The organism is Pseudomonas sp. 2FE (assembly GCF_005503735.1).
GTDB lineage: Bacteria > Pseudomonadota > Gammaproteobacteria > Pseudomonadales > Pseudomonadaceae > Aquipseudomonas.
In genome coordinates this window covers 298,244-318,300 of the sequence record NZ_SCMO01000001.1, presented here as the reverse complement: position 1 = coordinate 318,300, position 20,057 = coordinate 298,244, and the positions used below count along the sequence as shown (strand labels likewise).

The following is a 20,057-nucleotide window of genomic DNA, read 5'->3' as shown; positions in this document are numbered from 1 at the left end:
TCGCTTTTTCAGGACATCGAGCCCCACCATGACCGTCACCGAGCAGTTGAGCGCGCTAGGCCTAATCCTCGCTCACGGCGACCTGCACAGCCTGTTCCAACCGATTGTTTCACTGTCCGAGCGCCGCATACTCGGCTACGAGGCCCTGATCCGCGGTCCGTCCAACAGCCCCTTGCACTCCCCAATCAACTTGTTCGGCGTGGCTCGCCACGCCGGGCGTTTGGGTGAACTGGAATTGGCCTGCCGCAAGAGCGCCTGCCGAAGGTTCAGCGAGCTCAAGCTGGACGGCAACCTGTTTCTCAACGTCTCGCCAGAGTCCCTGCTGGAACCGACTCATCAACCCGGGCGCACCCTGCAGCTGTTACAGACCTACGGCATTCCACCGAGCCAGGTGGTTATCGAGCTGACCGAGCTATCACCCACCGAAGACTTTGCCCTGCTCGACACCGCCCTGCACCACTACCGTGCCATGGGCTTCTCCATCGCCCTCGACGACCTCGGCGCCGGCTACTCCAGCCTGCGCCTGTGGTCCGAGCTACGCCCGGACTACGTGAAGATCGACCGGCACTTTATCGATGGCATCCATCAAGACGCGGTTAAACGCGAGTTCGTCGGTTCCATTCTGCAGATGGCCAAGGCCTCACGCGCCCAGGTCATCGCCGAAGGCATCGAGCTGATCGAAGAATTAGCGGTATTAGCGGAAATGGGCGTCGATCTGGTCCAAGGCTATCTGCTCAGCCGTCCGCAGGAACTGCCGCCGCGCGATGCCCGCAGCCTGCTGCCGAAGCTGGAGTCCGCCACTCCGGCCCTCAGCGAGGAAGGCAGCGACCTCGCGGCCCTGCTCAATGAACAACCGGCCGTCGCACAACACCTCCCGATCGCGGAAGTCTTGGAAGCCTTTCGCGCACAGGCCAACCTGAATTCGCTGGCGGTCCTCAACGAGGAGCAGCAACCGGTCGGTATCGTCCACCGTCACTCGCTTGCCGACGCACTGCTGAAACCTTTCGCCACCGACTTGTTCGCACGCAAACCGATCAGCCGACTGATGAGTACGGACTTTCTTGCCGTGGAGCTGGGCCAATCTCTGCAGAAGGTCAGCCGACTCCTGACCAGCCGGGCACGGCAACGGATCGAGGAAGACTTCATCATCACCCTGCACGGCCGTTACCAGGGCCTGGGGCGTGTGATCGACGTACTCAAGCTGATCACCGAACTGAAGATCCAGCAGGCGCGCCATGCCAACCCACTGACGCTGCTACCCGGTAACGTGCCGATTCAGCAATGCCTGGCCAGGTTGTTGCAGCAAGCCCGCGAGGCGGTGATCTGCTACGTCGATATCGACAGTTTCAAGCCGTTCAACGACCTCTACGGCTACGCCAAAGGCGACGAAGTCCTGCTCTGCCTGGCGCAGTGCCTGGGTGAGCGCGTCGACCCGGCGCGCGACTTCGTTGGCCACATCGGCGGCGACGATTTCTTGCTGGTACTGGGATCGGAAGACTGGCGCGCACGCCTGAACTATCTGCTCGAAGATTTCCAGGGCCAGTGCCGGCGCTTCTACAGCGCCGAGCACCTGGAAGCGGGCTGCTTTATCGCGCACAACCGTCAGGGTCAGCGGCAGGAATTCCCGCTGCTGTCACTCTCCTTAGGGGTGGTGCATCTACGCCCGGAGAACTGCGCACAACTGGATGCCGCGCAACTGGCCAGCCTGGCCTCGGAAGCCAAGCGGCAGGCCAAGACAGTACCCGGCTACAGCCTGCATATCATCGACACGCAAAAGCTCTCGGCTTAAAACTCAAAGCCCCAACTCGGTCGCGCGCTGCGCATAGAGCGCGGCCTGCTCGGCATCGGCCGCCAGCCCGTGGCCGCCTTGTTGATAGAGTTCGGCCAAGCGGTGTGCCGCCAACGGATGCCCTGTGCTAGCGGCCAATGCCCACCAGCGCGCTGCCGCAAGCCCATCAGGGGCTGCACGGGTATCGCCCGCCAGACTGAGTACGCCCAACTGATAAGCCGCCTTGGCATCCCCCGCGTTAGCCGCCAAACCCAGCAGGCGAATGCCTTCCTCGCGCGCGCCGAAACCACGCCCGCGAAACAACAACAGATGACCGTAGAAACTTTGCGCCGCGACATCGTTCAGTGCCGCCATGCGAGCGAACCGTCCTTCCATCCAAGCCCAGGCCCGTGGTTGACGGACCAGCCACGACCAATGGAAAAGACGCCGGGCCAGGAGATAGCTCAGCCGCGCGGGCAAACGCCAGAGCAGCACTCAAACTTCCTCGGCGTAGCTGTACTCGAACACCCGCACGACTTCTGCGGCATGCCAGGACGCCGCGGCGATACCGTCAGACGGGCCAGCAAAGCGCCCAAGGCGCACGACACACTCAAAGAACCCCGTACGCGGCAGACGGCTCGCGCCCTGACTGATTACCAGCGCGCTGCGCAGCGGCTGATCGGCGCGGGCATCCAACGCAGCGAGATGCTCCAAGGCCGCAGTCAGGGTCTGCATGGCCGGAGTCGGCAGTTCCAAGCGCTCAATCAGCGCCCGATAGGTCAGCAGATGGCGCTGACGGCGCGCATCCTCAAGCTCACTGAGAAGCGCCTGCCAATGCTGGCGGCTAATGCGTACGCTCAAGTCTCCAACTCCCAACCGCTAATACCCAGGGCCCGCGCCAAGGCACGACGAATCGCCGCATCCGGCTGGCGCTCGCCACTTTCGATCAGTGTGAGATAGTGCGGACTGATACCCACGGTCCGCGCCAACTCTTCGAGCGACAAGCCCTTGCCCTCGCGTAATGCGCTGAGTTCAGTCAGCTTGGACATAACAGTCGGCGCTGGTACAGCGACAACCGGGGCCACCGCGCTTCGGCCGGCGGCCTGCAGCAAGGCCTGATACTCAGGCCAGGGCAAAATCGCGTACTCGGCTTCGCCGTCACGCATGATCACTTGCACATCCATCACAACTCTCCGTGGAAAGCAGTGCCGACAGCTTCAGCACCTTCCTTGCAGGCGGCCATCTTATCAGGCCAAGTATGCCTCTGGGCGTGATCTATACGGCCCTGGCGCAATGCGCGCTGGCAGGATGATGAGCGCGAAGCCACTGCACAGCGCAACCAGCACCTCCAGGCTCAGCGTGACGGGGCCTCTGGCTCCGGCGACGGTGCAGACAACAACCGCTCCCAGGCAGTCTGCTGCTCCGGCGATTGCGCCGCTCGCCATGCGCGGAAAGCTTCCAGCTCGCCACTCCAGGCACGCATCAACCAGGCCAGCACGGCGATGTCATCGACAAAGCCCACCCCCAGTAACCCGTCGGGAATCGCGTCCACGGGCGAGAGAAAATACAGCAGTGCCGCGACTACCAAGAGCAAAGCCTGCGAACTGATCGCTCGATACTCGCCGCGCCACCACGCCATACAAAGCGCCTGCAACACACGCAGATCCTCCTTCAACGCACCCAATCGCCCACCCTGCGTGGCGCTCTTGCGCGCGACCGCAAACAGCAACGCAGGTAACCGGCCGCGAGCGAGGAAACGCTGAGCTAACGGCAGGTAACGGGTAAAATTCCACGGTGCGTTCATCCTCACTCCTCGACAGCCCGCGTACTGACTGGGCTCGCTGGGTTATCCACTGAAGCTGTGGATAACCTTGTGAACAAATTTTCAATCAGCCGGGCAAAAGCCCAGCCCATGCGGCCTCGCTACAGATCGGGCATTTTTTAAACAGAACAAAAAAACCAATAAAATCATAAACTTAAAAACAAAACCAAGTTAGCACTAAAGTGTCACCCGAAGTCGATGCGAAACAATCGCGCAATGTGCATAACCGTAACACTCGCAGCGCACTCACCTGTATTCAGACCCTATAGTCAGCTTCGGGTTCGTTTCCTGACTGGCAGAAACAACAACGCCCCGTCTCGACGGGGCGCTGCATAAAGCCGTATTACTTATTGCTGAGTGGCGGCCGGTTGCTGAGCAGCGGCCGGATCTTTGATCCCCAACAGCTCCAACTCGAATACCAGTACCGCGTTAGCCGGAATCGCCGGGCTCGGACTTTGCGCGCCGTAAGCCAGCTCGCTAGGGATGTACAGTTTGTACTTCTCGCCAACGTGCATCAGTTGCAGGCCTTCAACCCAACCTGGGATCACGCCATTGACGGGCAGATCAATCGGGCTGCCACGCTCGACGGAGCTGTCGAACACCTTACCGTCGGTCAGCTTACCCTCGTAGTGCACAGTGACCACGTCGGTAGCTTTCGGCTGAGGGCCATCGGCTTTCTTCACAACTTCATATTGCAGACCAGAAGCGGTAGTGGTTACCCCCTCACGCTTGCCGTTCTCTTCGAGGAATTTCTTACCGGCTGCAGCCGATTCTTCGCTGATTTTGGCCATACGCTCTTCAGCACGCTTCTGCAGATAGGCGAACGCTTCCATCAGCTCTTCGTCTTTCAGCTTCTGCTCTTTCTTGCCGACGGCGTCTTCGATGCCCTGAGCAACAGCCTTGGAGTCCAGGTCGTCCATGCCTTCCTGAGCCAAGCTTTTGCCCATGTTCAGGCCGATGCCGTAGGAGGCTTTTTGCGCCGGGGTTTTCAGCTCTACGCTAGTCTGCGAATCGCAACCCGCGAGAACCAGGCCAACCAGGGCCACCGCCGCCGCTAAACGATGTTGTCTCATGCTATTTCCTTGTTCGTGCGCTAAAGGGCAATCGAGTGAAGACGCGAGCTTAGCAGGCTGCCGCAATCACTGGCTACCGGGATACGAACCAGAAAATGTCGATAAGTTCAGGTGTTTAAACGAGTTTTGCGCGGATTGAAGCGAGCTTGGGTAGAACAGAAGCGGGATGATGCGGAGGCGAAGCGAGGAGAAAAATGGCGCAGCGGACGGGACTCGAACCCGCGACCCCCGGCGTGACAGGCCGGTATTCTAACCGACTGAACTACCGCTGCGCGTAACCCCAAAAGTTATGGTGGGTGATGACGGGATCGAACCGCCGACCCTCTGCTTGTAAGGCAGATGCTCTCCCAGCTGAGCTAATCACCCTTCACTCTCGAAGTGGGGCGCATTCTACGGAGCGATCCACCCCCTGGCAAGCGCTTTTTAAAATAATTTTTACTGCCGTTCCAAAGGCTTAGCGCAGGGTTGGCCAATGGCGTCGAGGGGAGAATAATGCGCGCTTTGCGTTAATGGAGATGCCCCCCTCATGTGGTTCCGCAACCTGCTCGTCTATCGCCTTACCCAAGATCTACCCTTCGATGCGCAAGCGCTGGAAACCGCACTGGCCGCCAAGCCCGCCCGCCCCTGCGCTAGCCAGGAGCTGAGCACTTACGGCTTCATCGCACCCTTCGGCAAAGGGGAAGATGCACCCTTGGCGCATGTCAGCCAGGACTTCATGCTGATTGCCGCGCGCAAAGAAGACCGTATCCTGCCCGGCAGCGTGGTGCGTGACGCCTTGAAGGAAAAGGTCGAGGAGATCGAAGCCGAGCAGATGCGCAAGGTCTATAAGAAGGAGCGCGACCAGCTCAAGGACGAGATCATTCAGGCCTTCCTGCCGCGGGCCTTTATTCGTCGCTCGGCCACCTTCGCCGCCATCGCACCGAAGCAAGGCCTGATTCTGGTCAACGCCGCCAGCCCGAAACGCGCCGAGGATTTGCTCTCCACGCTGCGCGAAGCCATCGGCTCGCTGCCAGTGCGGCCGCTGTCGGTGAAGGTCGCCCCCACCGCGACGCTGACCGACTGGGTGAAAACCCAGAAGGCCGCCGACAACTTCACCGTGCTCGACGAATGCGAACTGCGCGACACCCAGGAAGACGGCGGCATCGTGCGCTGCAAACGCCAGGACCTGACCAGCGAAGAGATTCAGCTGCACCTGTCCTCCGGCAAGCTGGTCACTCAGTTGTCGCTGGCCTGGCAGGACAAGCTGTCCTTCGTGCTCGACGACAAAATGATCATCAAACGCCTGCGCTTTGAAGACCTGCTGCAAGATCAAGCCGAGCAAGATGGCGGCGATGAGGCCCTGGGCCAGCTCGACGCCAGCTTTACCCTGATGATGCTGACGTTCGGCGAGTTCCTTCCAGAGCTGTTCGAAGCCCTCGGCGGCGAAGAGATCCCGCAAGGCATCTAACGCCGCCACATGGCTTGCGGGGACCTGAAGGAAAACCCCCGCAATAATTCACGCGCCCCATCCATCCCGCCGACCTTGCCCGGTTCGGCGGGATGTGCAAAATAGCGCACGGTGTAAGGACGACCTTACCGCTCGTTGAGTGACCAACCGGGGACGGCCCCATCCATAGTCGTACCCTTGGAGGTCACCATGTCCTGGATCATTCTATTTTTCGCCGGCCTGTTCGAAATCGGCTGGGCTGTCGGCCTGAAATACACCGACGGTTTCAGTCGCCCCCTGCCTACCGCCCTCACCCTCGGCGCCATGATCGTCAGCCTGGCCCTGCTCGGCCTGGCGATGAAGGAACTGCCGCTGGGCACCGCCTATGCAGTCTGGACCGGTGTGGGAGCCGTCGGCACCGTCATCGCCGGGATCATCCTGTTTGGTGAATCCATGGCAGTGATCCGTCTGGCCAGCGTCGCCTTGATCGTCTGCGGGCTGCTCGGTCTCAAGCTCAGCAGCCGTTAAAAGAGTGCATAAGAAGCCCGCCAATTGGCGGGCTTCTTCGTTGCCGAGGTTTAACGCGAACTGCCCCGCAGCTCGGCCACCTGCGCTTGCAACGTCACCCGATCGGCCACTTCCGGCGCCAGTGGGGCACCCGCCACCAGGGTGATGCGCGACCACAGACGACGGAACAAGCCCCTGTTCGGGTGGCGACTGAAGAAACTGCCCCATAGCCCCTGCAGCGCCATCGGAATCACCGGTACCGGGTTTTCCTCGAGGATCCGCGCGATGCCATTCTTGAACTCATTAAGCTCGCCATCGCCGGTCAGCTTACCTTCGGGAAAGATGCACACCAGCTCGCCATTCTTCAGGTACTCGCCGATCTTTTTGAACGCCTGATCGTAAATCAACAGGTCTTCACTGCGTCCGGCGATCGGCACCGTACCGGCGGTGCGGAAGATGAAGTTGAGTACCGGCAGGTTGTAGATCTTGTAGTACATGACGAAGCGGATCGGCCGCCGCACCGCACCACCCACCAGCAGCGCATCGACGAAGGACACGTGGTTGCAGACCAGCACGGCCGCGCCTTCATCGGGAATCGCCGCCAAACCACGGTGCTCGACGCGGTACATGGAATGGCTGAGCAGCCAGATCATGAAGCGCATGCTGAACTCGGGAACGATCTTGAAGATGTAACTGTTCACCGCGATATTCATCAGCGACACCACCAGGAACAGCTGCGGAATCGACAGCTTGGCCAGGCTCAAGAACAGAATCGAGGCGAGCGCCGAGACCACCATAAACAGCGCGTTGAGGATGTTGTTGGCCGCGATCACCCGCGCCCGCTGGTTTTCTGCAGTGCGCGACTGGATCAGCGCGTACAACGGCACTATGTAGAAGCCACCGAACACGCCGATGCCGAGAATATCCGCGAGCACCCACCAGGCCTGAGCATGGCTCAGCACCACGAGCCAGCTCTGCGCTTCGGTACCCTGCGGGAAGTTGCCGGAGTGCCACCACAGCAAGATGCCGAACAGGGTCAGGCCAATCGAGCCAAACGGCACCAAGCCGATCTCGACTTTGCGCCCCGACAGCCGTTCGCACAGCATCGAACCCAAGGCGATACCGACCGAGAACACCGTGAGGATCAGCGTCACCACCGTCTCGTCGCCGTACAGCCACTCTTTGGCGTAGGCCGGAATCTGCGTCAGATAAATAGCCCCGAGGAACCAAAACCAGGAGTTGCCGACAATCGAGCGCGACACCGCCGGCCGCTGGCCCAAGCCCAAACGCAGAATCGCCCAAGACTGCCGGAAGATGTTCCAGTCCAAGACCAGCGTCGGCAAGGCGGCCGCCGCACGGGGAATGCCGCGGCTGACCAAGTAACCGCAGCAAGCGACCAGCACGATCGCGGTGGCCACCAGCGACGCGTAAGCCTGCCCCGACATCATGATGCCGGCGCCGATGGTGCCGGCGAGAATCGCCAGGAAGGTGCCCATCTCCACCAGCGCGTTGCCGCCGACCAGTTCCTCCTCACGCAGCGCGGCCGGCAAGATCGAGTATTTCACCGGGCCGAACAGCGCCGAGTGGGTGCCCATGCCGAATAAGGCGATAAACATCAACGTCAGGTTATTCAACAGGAAACCTGCGGCGCCCACCGCCATGATGACGATCTCGGCCAGCTTGATCGCCCGGATCAACGCATCCTTGGCGAACTTCTCGCCGAACTGCCCACCGAGGGCAGAGAACAGGAAGAACGGCAGGATAAACAGCAGCGCGCAGAGGTTGACCAATACCGCCCGATCACCGGAAACACTGAGCTTGAAGAGGATGGCGAGAATCAGCGACTGCTTGAAGATGTTGTCGTTGAAAGCGCCGAGCAATTGCGTGATGAAGAACGGCAGGAAGCGTTTTTTACCAAGCAAAGCGAATTGCGAGTGTGTGGTCATGATCCCTTTGTACCTATGCGAGGCCACGCTGGCCGTCCAACATTGGACTGCAAGTACATGACTCCAAGCCACAGGTCACGATAAATTTTGCTGCCTACTGCAAAAAACGGGCGCTCATCGGCGCCCGTTCAACTTGTCGCTGAGGATTAAAAGCTGACGCTGGTCTGCAGATACAAGGTACGCGGCTGACCGAGGTACTTGCCCAGGTTGTTGTCGGTGGAGCGGGTGTAGTACTCGCGGTTGAACAGGTTCTTCACCCCGGCCGCCACTTTCAGGTTGGCCAGCTGCGGGCCGAAGGCGTACTCGCCGCGGCCGTTCCAGTAGGCGAAGCCGGGGATCTCGCCGAGCGAGCCGTTGGCGCTTTCCGCATCGGTGTTGGCCGCATCGGCGAACTGCCGCGACTGGGCGTAGCCATCCAGGTTCCAGGTCCAGGGGCCGGTCTCGTAGCGCATACCCAGGGTGGCGATCTCGCGCGAATAGAACGGCAGGTCGTTGCCCTGGTTCGCCCCCTCCTCGCGGGTGGCCTCGGTCAGCGCCAGCGAGGCGTAGGCGGAAAGCCCCGCCAGACGCGGATCGAGCGCGGCGAACTGGTAGCTGCCGGCCATCTCCGCGCCGCGGTGGCGGGTCTCACCGGCGTTGGCCCAGGCGCTCGGCGACGAACCAGGCACTAACTCCAACTGGTCTTCGAACTTGATGTGGAAGAAGGTCAGCTCGGCGCTCCAGACGCCATCGTCGTAACGCGTGCCGAGCTCGTAGGTCTGCGCCTTCTCGGCGCTGAGGTCGTCGTCCTGGGACAGCTGGATGTGCTGGATGCTGCCGAAGGAGGTGTTGTAGTTGGCGTAGAGCTTCCAGGCATCGGACAGGTGATACAGGGCGTTGAGCGACGGCAGCGGCTCGCTGTAGCGCTGCTGGCGGTGCTCGCCGGTCAGGCGGTTATGCGAGCTGACCCGCACCTGCTCGTAGCGGATGCCGGGAGTGAGGGTCCAGTTGCCGATATCGATGCGGTCATCGACATAGGCGGCATGCGCCTCGGTCGCGGCGCTGTTGGAGGTTTTGAGGGTTCGCGCGGCCGCCCAAGGATTACCGCCGGCGGCGAAGTTGCGATCGTAGCGCTTCTCCGCCGAATCCTCCTCCATGTAGCGGTAGCCCACGCCCAGCTCGTGGCTGCTGTCGCCCACCAGGAACAGTTGCGAGTAGCGCGGCTCGATGCCGAACACCTCGTAATCCCGGGGGAACTGGCGCAACCAGGTCATCTTGCGCGGGTTGCCGTTGGCCAGGCTGCTGCCACGATGGCTGGTGTTGTAGAAGCTGGTCAGCTCGAACTTGCGATCGGCGTCCGGGGTGCGGCTGTACTTCACCACCGCCTGCTTGCGCTCGCCGTCGAAGCGGTCGAAGGGTCGGCTGCTCTGGAAGGGATCGTCCTCGAACTCGGCGGCGCTCAGGCCGCCCGGCATGTCGGCGTCGGCCTCGTAGTACTGCAGGCTGGCGGAGAGCTCGTCGATGTCGGACAGCTTGTAGCTGGACTTCAGCATCACATCATCGATCTGGGTGTCGCTGTGGTCGCGGTAGGTGTCGCCGCGCACGCCCGAGTAGAGCAGAGCCATGCCTAGACCGTTGTCGGCGGTGCCGCCGATAAAGGCATTGCTGCGATTGAGGAAGCCGCCCTGGGCCGGCGCCGACTCGGTCTGGAAGCTCAGCTCACGTACCAATTCCTCGGGGATGCCGCGAGTGACGAAGTTGATGATGCCGCCGACATTCTGCGGGCCATAACGCACTGCACCGCCACCGCGCACCACATCGATCGATTCGATATTGCCAAGCGACGTCGGCGCCAGCGACAGCTGCGGCTGACCGTAAGGCGCCACCGCCAGCGGAATGCCGTCCTGGAGGATGGTCGCCCGTGGTGACAGGCGCGAGGTCAGGCCACGGGTGCCGACGTTGAGGGAGATGTCACTGCCGCCGGTACCGTTACTGTCCTGCACCTGCAGGCCTGGCACCCGGCGCAGCACTTCACGGACGTTGCTGGCGCCACTCTCACGGATGGTTTCTTCGCGAATCACCGTACGGGCGCCGGGGTGGTTCTTCACGTCCTCGTCGGTTGCGTCACCGAGCCAGTCCCCCACCACTTCGACATTATCCAACTCCAGCGTTTCGGCAGCAGCCGCGACCAACGAGGACAAGGCCAAAGCGACACCCAGGGCCAGGCGCGTGGATTTGCCGACAGACTGCATAACATGATCCCCAATAAACCAATGAGCCGATTGCCGGCCCAAAAAAGGGGAGCGAAAATAGGTGAAAAAGAATCAAATGTAAATAGCAATGAGTCTCAAGTGTAATTTTTATCCATTTTAGACAGGCAGTTGTCCCAACGCCCAACGCAGCAAAAAGAACAGCAGCAGCCCACCGCCGATAGTCGCCAGCAGATTACGACTGAGCGCGGCGACCAGGATCGCGCTGAGGCCCGCGAGCAGATAAGCGTTGTCCAGGTTGAGGGCGAGGTGCTGGCCGTCCGGCAGTAGCATGCCGGGCACGACGATGGCCGTGAGCACGGCCGCCGGCACATAGTGCAAACCCTGCAGCACCAGCGGCGGGAAACGCAGACCTGGCCAGGCGAACAGGCTGTAGCGGATGGCGAAGGTAATCCCGGCCATCCCCAGAATCAGCAACCAGAGCTCCATTACCTACCCTCCCCAAGCAGTTCTGCGTCAGCCCGGCGCTCCAGCCAAATACCGACAGCGATCCCGGCCAAGGCCGCGGCCATCAAACCGAGCTTGTACGGCCAGGCATGCGTCAGCACCGCGACTGCACCCGCCATCAGCGCCGCCGCGACCTGCGGCCGATTGCGCAACATCGGCACGACTATGCCGATAAAGGTCGCCAGCATGGCGAAGTCCAGACCCCAGCCGGCCAAACTCGGCATGGCCTGACCGAACAGCACCCCCAGCAGCGAAGAGGATATCCAGCACAGGTACAGCGATAACGCCACGCCGGCGTGGTACCACTGGCCCTGCCCCCCAATGCCATGGGCGAGGTAACGGCGCTGCACGACCGCGAAGGTCTCATCGGTGAGGCCAAACGCCAGGGGTACGCGCCAGCGTTGCGACAGATGGGCGATATAGGACTGCAGGGAGGCGCTGTAGAGGACATGGCGCAGATTGACGATCAGGGTGGTAAACAGAATCACCGCCCATCCCGTTCCCGCCCCCAACAGGCTGATGGCGATAAATTGCGCCGAACCGGCATACACCAGCAGCGACATGCCCAACGCCTGCCATAAGGTCAAGCCGGCGACGCTGGCCAAGGTGCCGTAAATAATGCCGAAAGGCGCAACCCCGACAATCATCGGAATACTGTCGCGGGCGCCATAGATGAACAGTTGCGAGCGGGTCATGGAAGCTCCTCCTGCCCGCCAGCCTAAGCGGCCCAGCTCAGTCCGTCTTGAACGATCTTGCGCAAGCCAGCCGATACTCGCCGGGGCCGACCCCATAGGCCTGCTTGAACTGGCGGGTCAGGTGGCTCTGGTCGGCGAAGCCCAACTGCACCGCCACGCCGACCGGCGCGCAGCCACTCTTCAACAAGGCCCGTGCCTGCTCCAGCCGCCGCTGTTTGAGCCAGGCATGCGGCGGCAGGCCGGTGGCGCGGCGGAAGACCCGGGCGAAATGGAAGGGCGAGAGGTTGACCGCCGCCGCCAGTTGCTCCAGCGAGGGCGGCTCGCTCAACTGCGCACCGAGCAGCTCCTTGGCCCGCCGTACCGCCTGCGGCTCACGCCCGGCAGCAGGCGCCTCGGGAACTCGCGCATGGCGTTGAAGCAGCAGTAGAAGCGTCTCGCGCCAGGCGGTCTGCTGCTGCAAGACGCAGCCTGGCTGCTCCAGCAGCCGATGCAGGGCATTGAAACGAGCGGTCATTTGCGCATCATGCAAAACGCTGCAGGTAAAAACCGGCCAACCATTTTTGGCCAGCCCCAACTCATCCAGCAGGGTATTCAACTGCTCGAACTCGGGGTAGAAACCCCGGTAGCGCCAGCCTGACTCATGGGCCTTGGAGCCGGTGTGCAGCTCATCCGGATTGATCAGCACCATGCTGCCCATGGGCGCCAGATGCTCGCTGCCACGATGACGGAAATACTGAGCGCCGCTCTCGATCACCGTGATCACATAGCCTTCGTGCACATGGGGGGCGAAGCGCTGCTCGACATAGCGGGCGTGCAGCAACTCCAAGCCGCCCACCGCGGCCGCCTTCCAGAAACGCGTCTGCTCGCCATGACTCATCCCGTATCAGCCGCTGAAACGCGCCTCCAAGCGAGCCTTCACCTGCGGCCACTCCTGATCGGTGATGCTGTACAGCAGGCTGCCGTCCAGCCGCCCATCGGCCAGGCGGCGATGGTTGCGCAACTCGCCTTCGCGCACCGCGCCGAGCTTCTCGATGGCGCGTTGCGAGCGCAGGTTGCTCGCCGCAGTTTGCAACTGCACCCGCACCATCCGCCAGCTCTCGAAGGCATGCCGGAGCATCAGGTATTTGATCGTGCTGTTCAGCCCAGTGCCATGCTGGCTGCGATCCAGCCAGGTCCAGCCGATTTCGGTGGACGGCAGGGCTGGCATAAACCCGGCAAACCGCGTGGTGCCGACCAATCGGTCGCCAAGCCGGATCACAAAGGGTAACGCCTGGCCGTTGCGCTGCTCGATCAGCCCGCTGCGGTACCAATCCAGGCGCAGCGGCCCACTCATATAGGCCAGCTCGTCACGGTTGGCCTCGGCCAAAGCCACCAGGGCGGGAATGTCGCCATCGACCATAGGCTCCAGGCGCAGGGCGCCGCGCTGCAGAGCGATCAACTGCGGTTTGAACATGAATACCATCCTCGTCGACATCTAAGCGTCATGCTAGCAGGGCGAAACGCCCCCAGACGGCTCTGCGACCATAGTCGCGCCTGACTGAATTGTACTTTGGTGCGACACTAACCGGGGCCCGAGTGTTCCCACCTGCTCGTCTCAACAGGCGAGCTGCGCTGGAATGCCACAGCCTCCAAGCCAGCCCCGCGGGCTGGCCGGCAAAACGCTGTACTTGGGGAGCACCCCAAGCGGGTTTACCTGGAGTTCGCATGTCGTTGTCCAGCGGGCTGATCGCCACGGTCGCCCTGAGCTATATGGCCATCCTGTTCGCCATCGCCTTCTACGGCGACCGGCGCCGCACGCCCTTGTCGCCGCGGCTGCGGGCCTGGGTCTACAGCCTGTCGCTGGCGGTCTACTGCACCAGTTGGACCTTCTTCGGCGCGGTCGGCCAGGCCGCCGGGCAGCTCTGGGCCTTCCTGCCGATCTACCTGGGGCCGGTGCTGTTGCTGCTGTTCGCGCCCTGGGTGCTGCAGAAGATGGTGATGATCAGCAAGCAGGAGAACATCACCTCGATTGCCGACTTTATTGCCGCGCGCTATGGCAAGTCGCAGTCGCTGGCGGTGGTGGTGGCCCTGATTTGCCTGGTCGGCGTGTTGCCCTACATCGCCCTGCAACTCAAAGGCATCGTCCTCGGGGTGAACCTGCTGATCGGCGCGGGCGCCGAGTCCACCGGCACCCGCGCCCAGGACACCGCGCTGATCGTGTCCCTGGTGCTGGCGCTGTTCACCATCCTCTTCGGCACCCGCACCCTCGACGTCACCGAACACCACCGCGGCATGGTGCTGGCGATCGCCTTCGAATCGCTGGTCAAACTGCTGGCCTTCCTCGCCGTCGGCGCCTTCGTCACCTACAGCCTGTACGACGGCTTCGGCGACCTGCTCGGCCAGGCCGAGGCCGCACCGCAACTCGACGCCTTCTGGGCGGAGACGGTGAACTGGCCGGCCATGCTGGTGCAGACCGGGGTGGCGCTGATGGCCATCATCTGCCTGCCGCGGCAATTCCATATGACCGTGGTGGAAAACATCGAGCCGCAGGATCTGCGCCTGGCGCGCTGGGTGTTCCCGCTCTACCTGGTGCTGGCCGCGCTGTTCGTCGTGCCCATCGCCCTGGCCGGGCAACTGCTGCTGCCGGCCGGGGTGCTGCCGGACTCCTTCGTCATCAGCCTACCGCTGGCCGAGGCCCATCCAGCTCTGGCCATGCTGGCCTTTATCGGCGGCGCCTCGGCCGCCACCGGCATGGTGATAGTCGAGGCGGTGGCGCTCTCGACCATGGTCTCCAACGACATGCTGCTGCCCTGGCTGCTACGTCGGCAGAGCGCCGAGCGGCCGTTCGAGGCGTTCCGCCAGTGGATGCTGACGGTGCGCCGGGTCAGCATCGTCGCCATCCTGCTGCTGGCCTACGTCAGCTACCGTCTGCTGGGCTCCACCGCGAGCCTGGCGACCATCGGCCAGATCGCCTTCGCCGCCATCACCCAACTGGCCCCGGCCATGCTCGGCGCGCTCTATTGGAAGCAGGCCAACCGCCGCGGGGTGTTCGCCGGCCTGGCCGCCGGCGCCCTGCTCTGGGCCTATACCCTGGTGCTGCCGCTGCTGGCCCGCGGCCTGGGCTGGCCGCTGCAGGGTTTTCCCGGCCTGGCCTGGCTGGCCGGCAACCCGCTGGGCCTGCCGTTCGACCCTATGACCCAGGGCGTGCTGCTGTCGCTGACCGGCAACTTCCTGCTGTTCGCCCTGGTGTCGCTGTTCTCCCGCACCCGCGTCTCCGAACACTGGCAGGCCAGCCGCTTTATCGGCCAGGAAGTCAGCGCGCGGCCGAGCGGCCGCCCGCTGCTGGCCGTGCAGGTGCAGGACCTGTTGATGCTGGCCGCGCGTTTCGTCGGCGAGGAACGCGCACGGCAGAGCTTTGCCCGCTTCGCCGCGCGCCAGGGCAAGGACTTCAACCCCAACCAGACCGCCAACGGCGAGTGGATCGCCCACACCGAGCGCCTGCTGGCCGGCGTGCTCGGCGCCTCGTCCACTCGCGCGGTGGTCAAGGCCGCCATCGAAGGCCGCGAGATGCAGGTCGAGGACGTGGTGCGCATCGTCGACGAGGCTAGCGAAGTCTTGCAGTTCAACCGCGCCCTGCTGCAAGGGGCGATCGAGAACATCACCCAGGGCATCAGCGTGGTCGATCAGTCACTGCGCCTGGTGGCCTGGAACCATCGTTACCTGGAGCTGTTCGACTACCCGGAGGGGCTGATCAGCATCGGCCGGCCGATCGCCGAGATCATTCGCTACAACGCCGAACGCGGCCTCTGCGGCCCCGGCGATGTCGAGACCCATGTGACGCGCCGGCTGTATTGGATGCGCCAGGGCCATGCGCATACCTCCGAGCGGCTGTTCCCCAACGGCCGGGTTATCGAGCTGATCGGCAACCCGATGCCCGGCGGCGGCTTCGTCATGAGCTTCACCGACATCAGCGCGTTCCGCGAGGCCGAACAGGGCCTCAAGGAAGCCAACGAAGGCCTGGAGCAGCGCGTGGCCGAGCGCACCCATGAGCTCTCGCAACTGAACCTGGCACTGAACGAAGCCAAAGGCGTGGCTGAATCCGCCAACCAGTCCAAGACCCGCTTCCTCACTGCGGTCAGCCATGACCTGATGCAGCCGCTGAATGCCGCGCGGCTATTCTCCGCCGCCCTCGCCCATCAGCCCGAGGCCCTGCCGGGCGAGGCCCAACAGTTGGTGCGGCATCTGGACAGCTCGCTACGCTCGGCGGAAGACTTGATCAGCGATCTGCTGGATATTTCGCGCCTGGAAAGCGGTCGCATCACCCCGGATCGGCAAGCCTTCGCGCTCAACGCGTTGTTCGAGACCCTAGGTACCGAATTCAAAGTCCTCGCGCAAGAACACGGCGTGGACTTCCACCTACGCGGCAGCCAACTGCGCGTGGACAGCGATATCAAACTGCTGCGGCGGGTGCTGCAAAATTTTCTGACCAATGCCTTCCGCTACGCCAAGGGCCATGTGCTGCTTGGTGTGCGGCGCAGCGCTGGCGAGTTGCGCCTGGAGGTCTGGGACCGCGGCCCGGGCATTCCCGAGGACAAGCGCCAGGTGATCTTCGAGGAGTTCAAACGCCTCGACAGCCACCAGACCCGCGCCGAAAAAGGCCTCGGCCTCGGCCTCGCGATTGCCGATGGCCTCTGCCGGGTGCTCGGTCATAGGCTCGAAGTGCGTTCCTGGCCCGGCAAAGGCAGCGTGTTCAGCGTCACCGTGCCAATGGCGCGCAGCCCGGCACCGGCCGTGCTCAACGACCTCAGCTCCGAACTTAACGGCCAGACATTGAGCGGTACGCGAGTGCTCTGCATCGACAACGAAGACAGCATCCTGGTTGGCATGCACAGCCTGCTCTCGCGCTGGGGCTGTCAGGTCTGGACGGCGCGCAATCGCCTGGAATGCGAGCACCTGCTAGATGAAGACGTGCGCCCACAACTGGCGCTGGTGGACTACCACCTGGACGAAGGCGAAACCGGCACCGAGCTGATGGCCTGGTTGCGCAGCAAACTCGGCGAGCCGGTGCCGGGCGTGGTGATCAGCGCCGACGGCCGCCCCGAGCTGATCGCCGAAGTCCACGCCGCAGGCCTCGACTACCTGGCCAAGCCGGTCAAACCGGCGGCCTTGCGGGCCTTGCTGAGTCGGCATCTGAGCTTGCGCTGAACCACCCAGCGACACACCCGTAGGCTGGGTAGCGCGCAGCAAAACCCAGCGCTGCGCCGGCTCAGCCGGGTTTCGCCTGCGACTCTACCCAGCCTACGGTTTGAGGAAACCCTTGAACAATTCGCCGACCCGCTCGCCCAACTCCCGATTGGCCGACAGTTGCAGGCCGCGCGCCAGCTCGGTCTCCACCACCTGCTCGACCAGCGGGCGCAGCTGCATGAGGATCTATCCCGTTGGGTGCCCAAGCTCTGGCGCCGCGAATTGAATGCCGGGCACTGGCAGGCGCTGGCCCGGCCGGAGCGCCTGGCCGGCTGGATTCGGGAGTTTGTCCGCGCCCTGGAAAACCGCCAGCAACCTCCAGTTTCCTCGCCGGGGTGAGCAGGCGGTGAGACGCAGGTGACTGCCACTAAGCGCTAGCCGATCGTTTCGTCGACCGCTTCATCGACATGCGGCAGACCGGCTGCGCGCTCCAGTAAGTCCGTCGGCAGGCTTTTGCTGGCGCGGGCGCCGAGCAGTTTGAGGTTTTCCACCCGGCCGATGATATTACCGCGGCCATCGCTGAGCTTGTTCCGTGCCGCGGCGTAGGCCTTGTCCAGCTGCTGCAGACGACTGCCGACCTCATCCAGATCCAGAATAAAGGCGACGAACTTGTCGTACAGCGCGCCGGCCCGCTCGGCGATCTCACGGGCATTCTGGCTCTGCCGCTCCTGGCGCCAGAGGCTGTCGATCACCCGCAGGGTGGCGAGCAAGGTGGTCGGGCTGACGATCACGATATTCTGCTCGAAGGCCTCCTGGAACAGCCCGGAATCGGCCTGCAACGCCGCGGCAAAGGCCGCTTCGATCGGCACGAACAGCAGCACGAAGTCCAGGCTGTGCAGCCCTTCCAGACGCTGGTAATCCTTCACCGAAAGGCCTTTGAGGTGGTTGCGCAGCGACAGCACATGCTGCTTCAGCGCCTGCTGGCGGAGCGGCTCATCGTCGGCGGCAATAAACTGCTGATACGCGCTCAGGCTGACCTTGGCATCCACCACCACCTGGCGCTCGCCGGGTAGCTGAATCAACACGTCCGGCTGGAAGCGCTCACCTTCGGCGCCCTTCAGGCTGACCTGGGTCTGATACTCGCGGCCCTTCTCCAGACCGGCATGCTCCAGCACCCGCTCCAGCACCAGCTCGCCCCAGTTACCCTGGGTCTTCTGGCCTTTCAGGGCGCGCGTCAGGTTGGTCGCCTCATCGCTCAGGCGCTGGTTGAGCAGTTGCAGGCGCTCCAACTCCTTGCTCAGCGAGAAGCGCTCGCGGGCTTCCTGCTGATAGCTCTCCTCGACCCGTTTCTCGAAGGACTGGATACGTTCCTTGAGTGGATCGAGCAACTGGCCGAGGCGCTGCTGGCTGGTTTCGGCAAAGCGCTGTTCACGCTCATCGAAGATCTTCCCAGCCAGTTCGGCGAACTGCGCCCGCAGCTCATCGCGGGAACCTTGCAAGTCGTCCAAGCGCTGCTGATGGCTGTCCTGCTGCTCACGCAACTCGGCAACCAGGCCGGCACGCTCGGCGCTCAGTTGGCGCAGCTCGGCTTCTTTCTGTTCACGCTCGGCACGCCAGGCCTGGGCAGCCTCGCGCGCCGTGCCACGCTCAACCTGCAGCAACTCGGCTTCGCGACGCAATGCGGCCAACTCGGCTTGCTGGTCGGCCTTAGTTTCGCTGAGTTCGGCGACTTCACTGCGATAAGCATTGAGTTGCGCAGCCAGACCATCCTGAGCCAGTTGCGCAGTGCTCAAGCGCTCATCGAGTAATGCGCATTTCGCCTGTTTGAGCGCCAAACGCCGTTGCAGTTGCCAAGCCAGCGCCAACAACGGCACGGCGGCGGCGAACAGACCAATCAGCAAGTTGGGCAAATCGATAGGCATAGACGGCTCCACGCAAGAATGCCGGGCAGTATACCCAGCCCCGCACGGCGCGCTTAAGAGCCTGTTCATGATCTGCTGCGCGTCGGCCATACGGCGTTGAAATCGGGCTCAAAATGCTCATTTACAATTCGTAAACTGCGCTTTATCGCCCGATTTCGCCTTGCCTGACCTTAGCTCGCGAGATCGTGAACAGGCTCTAAGAATGGGGGTAGAGGTTGCTCAGCAGCCGCTTGGCTTCGTGAGAGCCCTGCGCCGCGGCTTGTTCCAGCCAATGCCGGGCTTGCTGCGGTTCATGCTGACGCGGCTGGCTGTACAGCCGACCCAGCTCCAGCTGAGCCCGCCGCTCACCCGCACGCGCGGCCTGGCGCAACAGCTCGAGGCCAATCCGGCGGTCACGAGTATTGCCGCAGTCACGACAGAGCAACTGCCCCAGACGACTTTGCGCGACTACCACACCCTGGCGGGCAGGTTGCTTGAGCAGACGTACGGCGAAACGCTTGACACTGACGGCATGTCCCAGCCGTGGGCTGTCCAACAACCAGAATGCTACTCGGAGAAGCAGACGTGGACGAGTGGGGGCTGGAGCGGCAGGCAGGGAGAGTGAGACGCGAGGCATAAATGACTGGGATGGCGGGAAAGGCGCGCCACTCTACTCTTTTTTTTTCGCCGGTAAAGCCTTGCAAATGACGCCCAACCGCGATCTAGAGCAAGCGCTCGGGACAATCCACAGAAGCTGTGGATAACTCAGTGGACAACTTGGTAGCAAGACTCGCCAAGCCTGATGGGATGGGCCTCCAAGTCAAACTGATGCTTTTTTCACCAGCTTAAAAAAACTATATTTTTCATTGACTTAATAAACACACGGAAAGAATCAAGGGTTTACAGGCGCTTGTGACAGGCGCTTGACAAGCCGCTTCGCAATTGTGCACAAGTTTTCGCGGGGGCACCCTGGGCGCCCCGTTTCAGGGCGTCTACGTGGCGCTTTGCGGGTTAAATTCAATAGCCGCATGAGTGCTCAAGCGACGCAAGACACAGAACA

At 62.6% G+C, this 20,057-nt stretch carries 18 protein-coding genes, 2 tRNA genes and 1 pseudogene; 5 read left to right on the top strand and 16 right to left on the bottom strand.

All coding sequences use genetic code 11. From position 1 onward, the window contains the following. Window positions 1-28: 28 nt before the first annotated feature. Entirely contained in the window at window positions 29-1,789 is a 1,761-nt protein-coding gene (locus tag FFS12_RS01600) for a bifunctional diguanylate cyclase/phosphodiesterase (protein ID WP_137885228.1), read from the top strand. 3 nt (window positions 1,790-1,792) lie between these two features. Here the strand turns inward: FFS12_RS01600 and FFS12_RS01595 are convergent, their stop codons facing one another. The 7 genes from FFS12_RS01595 to FFS12_RS01565 form a co-directional block, all read right to left on the bottom strand. Beyond that, window positions 1,793-2,260, bottom strand: a complete 468-nt coding sequence (locus FFS12_RS01595) for a sel1 repeat family protein (RefSeq protein WP_137885818.1) — start codon at window positions 2,258-2,260, stop codon at window positions 1,793-1,795. Window positions 2,261-2,263: 3 nt separating this feature from the next. Then, window positions 2,264-2,629 carry a hypothetical protein gene (locus tag FFS12_RS01590; protein WP_137818444.1) on the bottom strand — a complete coding sequence of 122 codons (366 nt, stop codon included), beginning with the start codon at window positions 2,627-2,629 and terminating at the stop codon, window positions 2,264-2,266. Continuing rightward, window positions 2,626-2,952, bottom strand: a complete 327-nt coding sequence (locus FFS12_RS01585; RefSeq protein ID WP_137818443.1) for a helix-turn-helix domain-containing protein — start codon at window positions 2,950-2,952, stop codon at window positions 2,626-2,628. Before FFS12_RS01585 ends, FFS12_RS01590 begins: the two co-directional genes overlap by 4 nt. A 170-nt stretch (window positions 2,953-3,122) precedes the next feature. Further along, window positions 3,123-3,572, bottom strand: coding sequence for a YkvA family protein (locus FFS12_RS01580; RefSeq protein ID WP_137885227.1), 450 nt, complete (start codon window positions 3,570-3,572; stop codon window positions 3,123-3,125). Window positions 3,573-3,937: 365 nt separating this feature from the next. Next, entirely contained in the window at window positions 3,938-4,663 is a 726-nt protein-coding gene (locus FFS12_RS01575; protein WP_137818441.1) for an FKBP-type peptidyl-prolyl cis-trans isomerase, read from the bottom strand. A gap of 195 nt (window positions 4,664-4,858) precedes the next feature. After that, window positions 4,859-4,935, bottom strand: a tRNA-Asp gene (locus FFS12_RS01570). Window positions 4,936-4,953: 18 nt separating this feature from the next. Beyond that, window positions 4,954-5,029: transfer RNA gene (locus FFS12_RS01565), tRNA-Val, on the bottom strand. Between the two features lie 160 nt (window positions 5,030-5,189). Here FFS12_RS01565 and rdgC point away from each other — a divergent pair. Together rdgC and sugE are read left to right on the top strand one after the other, a co-directional pair. Then, window positions 5,190-6,110: a recombination-associated protein RdgC gene (gene rdgC / locus FFS12_RS01560; protein ID WP_137818440.1), complete on the top strand. Its 921-nt coding sequence runs from the start codon at window positions 5,190-5,192 to the stop codon at window positions 6,108-6,110. A 189-nt stretch (window positions 6,111-6,299) separates the two neighbouring features. Beyond that, entirely contained in the window at window positions 6,300-6,617 is a 318-nt protein-coding gene (gene sugE, locus FFS12_RS01555; protein WP_137818439.1) for a quaternary ammonium compound efflux SMR transporter SugE, read from the top strand. Window positions 6,618-6,667: 50 nt separating this feature from the next. Here sugE and FFS12_RS01550 read toward each other — a convergent pair whose 3' ends face one another. The 6 genes from FFS12_RS01550 to FFS12_RS01525 all read right to left on the bottom strand — a co-directional run bounded on the left by FFS12_RS01550 (window position 6,668) and on the right by FFS12_RS01525 (window position 13,386). Next, the gene (locus tag FFS12_RS01550; protein WP_137885226.1) at window positions 6,668-8,542 is read right to left on the bottom strand and encodes an MFS transporter; all 1,875 of its coding nucleotides are present in this window, start codon (window positions 8,540-8,542) and stop codon (window positions 6,668-6,670) included. A gap of 146 nt (window positions 8,543-8,688) precedes the next feature. Next, window positions 8,689-10,773: a TonB-dependent siderophore receptor gene (locus FFS12_RS01545; protein ID WP_137885225.1), complete on the bottom strand. Its 2,085-nt coding sequence runs from the start codon at window positions 10,771-10,773 to the stop codon at window positions 8,689-8,691. A 117-nt stretch (window positions 10,774-10,890) separates the two neighbouring features. Continuing rightward, complete coding sequence (locus tag FFS12_RS01540; protein ID WP_137885224.1) at window positions 10,891-11,220, bottom strand: AzlD domain-containing protein; 330 nt, start codon at window positions 11,218-11,220, stop codon at window positions 10,891-10,893. Then, window positions 11,220-11,933, bottom strand: coding sequence for an AzlC family ABC transporter permease (locus FFS12_RS01535; RefSeq protein WP_137885223.1), 714 nt, complete (start codon window positions 11,931-11,933; stop codon window positions 11,220-11,222). The genes FFS12_RS01540 and FFS12_RS01535 overlap by 1 nt, the downstream gene beginning before the upstream one ends. A gap of 37 nt (window positions 11,934-11,970) precedes the next feature. After that, window positions 11,971-12,810, bottom strand: a complete 840-nt coding sequence (locus FFS12_RS01530; RefSeq protein ID WP_137885222.1) for an AraC family transcriptional regulator — start codon at window positions 12,808-12,810, stop codon at window positions 11,971-11,973. Between the two features lie 6 nt (window positions 12,811-12,816). Next, window positions 12,817-13,386 carry a GNAT family N-acetyltransferase gene (locus FFS12_RS01525; RefSeq protein ID WP_137818433.1) on the bottom strand — a complete coding sequence of 190 codons (570 nt, stop codon included), beginning with the start codon at window positions 13,384-13,386 and terminating at the stop codon, window positions 12,817-12,819. 251 nt (window positions 13,387-13,637) lie between these two features. Here FFS12_RS01525 and FFS12_RS01520 point away from each other — a divergent pair, with 251 nt between their 5' ends. Next, on the top strand, window positions 13,638-17,117 hold the full coding sequence (locus FFS12_RS01520; protein WP_137885221.1) for a PAS domain-containing hybrid sensor histidine kinase/response regulator: 3,480 nt from the start codon (window positions 13,638-13,640) through the stop codon (window positions 17,115-17,117). 93 nt (window positions 17,118-17,210) lie between these two features. Here FFS12_RS01520 and FFS12_RS01515 read toward each other — a convergent pair. Next, a pseudogene (locus FFS12_RS01515) lies at window positions 17,211-17,342 on the bottom strand (MerR family transcriptional regulator); the annotation flags it as partial. Window positions 17,343-17,354: 12 nt separating this feature from the next. Here FFS12_RS01515 and FFS12_RS19810 point away from each other — a divergent pair. Further along, complete coding sequence (locus tag FFS12_RS19810) at window positions 17,355-17,495, top strand: hypothetical protein (protein WP_171011789.1); 141 nt, start codon at window positions 17,355-17,357, stop codon at window positions 17,493-17,495. A gap of 35 nt (window positions 17,496-17,530) precedes the next feature. Here the strand turns inward: FFS12_RS19810 and rmuC are convergent, their stop codons facing one another. Together rmuC and FFS12_RS01505 are read right to left on the bottom strand one after the other, a co-directional pair. Beyond that, on the bottom strand, window positions 17,531-19,018 hold the full coding sequence (gene rmuC / locus FFS12_RS01510; protein ID WP_137885220.1) for a DNA recombination protein RmuC: 1,488 nt from the start codon (window positions 19,016-19,018) through the stop codon (window positions 17,531-17,533). A gap of 196 nt (window positions 19,019-19,214) precedes the next feature. Further along, window positions 19,215-19,634 (bottom strand): tetratricopeptide repeat protein, encoded by a 420-nt coding sequence (locus FFS12_RS01505; RefSeq protein WP_137885219.1) that lies wholly within the window; start codon window positions 19,632-19,634, stop codon window positions 19,215-19,217. Between the last annotated feature and the right edge of the window lie 423 nt (window positions 19,635-20,057).

Coding starts and splice junctions, on each gene's coding strand:
- FFS12_RS01580 (WP_137885227.1), bottom strand. CDS start 3,572: ATGAACGCACCGTGGAATTTTACCCGTTACCTGCCGTTAGCTCAGCGT.
- FFS12_RS01505 (WP_137885219.1), bottom strand. CDS start 19,634: ATGCCTCGCGTCTCACTCTCCCTGCCTGCCGCTCCAGCCCCCACTCGT.
- rdgC (WP_137818440.1), top strand. CDS start 5,190: ATGTGGTTCCGCAACCTGCTCGTCTATCGCCTTACCCAAGATCTACCC.
- FFS12_RS01585 (WP_137818443.1), bottom strand. CDS start 2,952: ATGGATGTGCAAGTGATCATGCGTGACGGCGAAGCCGAGTACGCGATT.
- FFS12_RS01540 (WP_137885224.1), bottom strand. CDS start 11,220: ATGGAGCTCTGGTTGCTGATTCTGGGGATGGCCGGGATTACCTTCGCC.
- FFS12_RS01575 (WP_137818441.1), bottom strand. CDS start 4,663: ATGAGACAACATCGTTTAGCGGCGGCGGTGGCCCTGGTTGGCCTGGTT.
- rmuC (WP_137885220.1), bottom strand. CDS start 19,018: ATGCCTATCGATTTGCCCAACTTGCTGATTGGTCTGTTCGCCGCCGCC.
- FFS12_RS01550 (WP_137885226.1), bottom strand. CDS start 8,542: ATGACCACACACTCGCAATTCGCTTTGCTTGGTAAAAAACGCTTCCTG.
- FFS12_RS01545 (WP_137885225.1), bottom strand. CDS start 10,773: ATGCAGTCTGTCGGCAAATCCACGCGCCTGGCCCTGGGTGTCGCTTTG.
- FFS12_RS01535 (WP_137885223.1), bottom strand. CDS start 11,933: ATGACCCGCTCGCAACTGTTCATCTATGGCGCCCGCGACAGTATTCCG.
- FFS12_RS01525 (WP_137818433.1), bottom strand. CDS start 13,386: ATGTTCAAACCGCAGTTGATCGCTCTGCAGCGCGGCGCCCTGCGCCTG.
- sugE (WP_137818439.1), top strand. CDS start 6,300: ATGTCCTGGATCATTCTATTTTTCGCCGGCCTGTTCGAAATCGGCTGG.
- FFS12_RS01520 (WP_137885221.1), top strand. CDS start 13,638: ATGTCGTTGTCCAGCGGGCTGATCGCCACGGTCGCCCTGAGCTATATG.
- FFS12_RS01600 (WP_137885228.1), top strand. CDS start 29: ATGACCGTCACCGAGCAGTTGAGCGCGCTAGGCCTAATCCTCGCTCAC.
- FFS12_RS01530 (WP_137885222.1), bottom strand. CDS start 12,810: ATGAGTCATGGCGAGCAGACGCGTTTCTGGAAGGCGGCCGCGGTGGGC.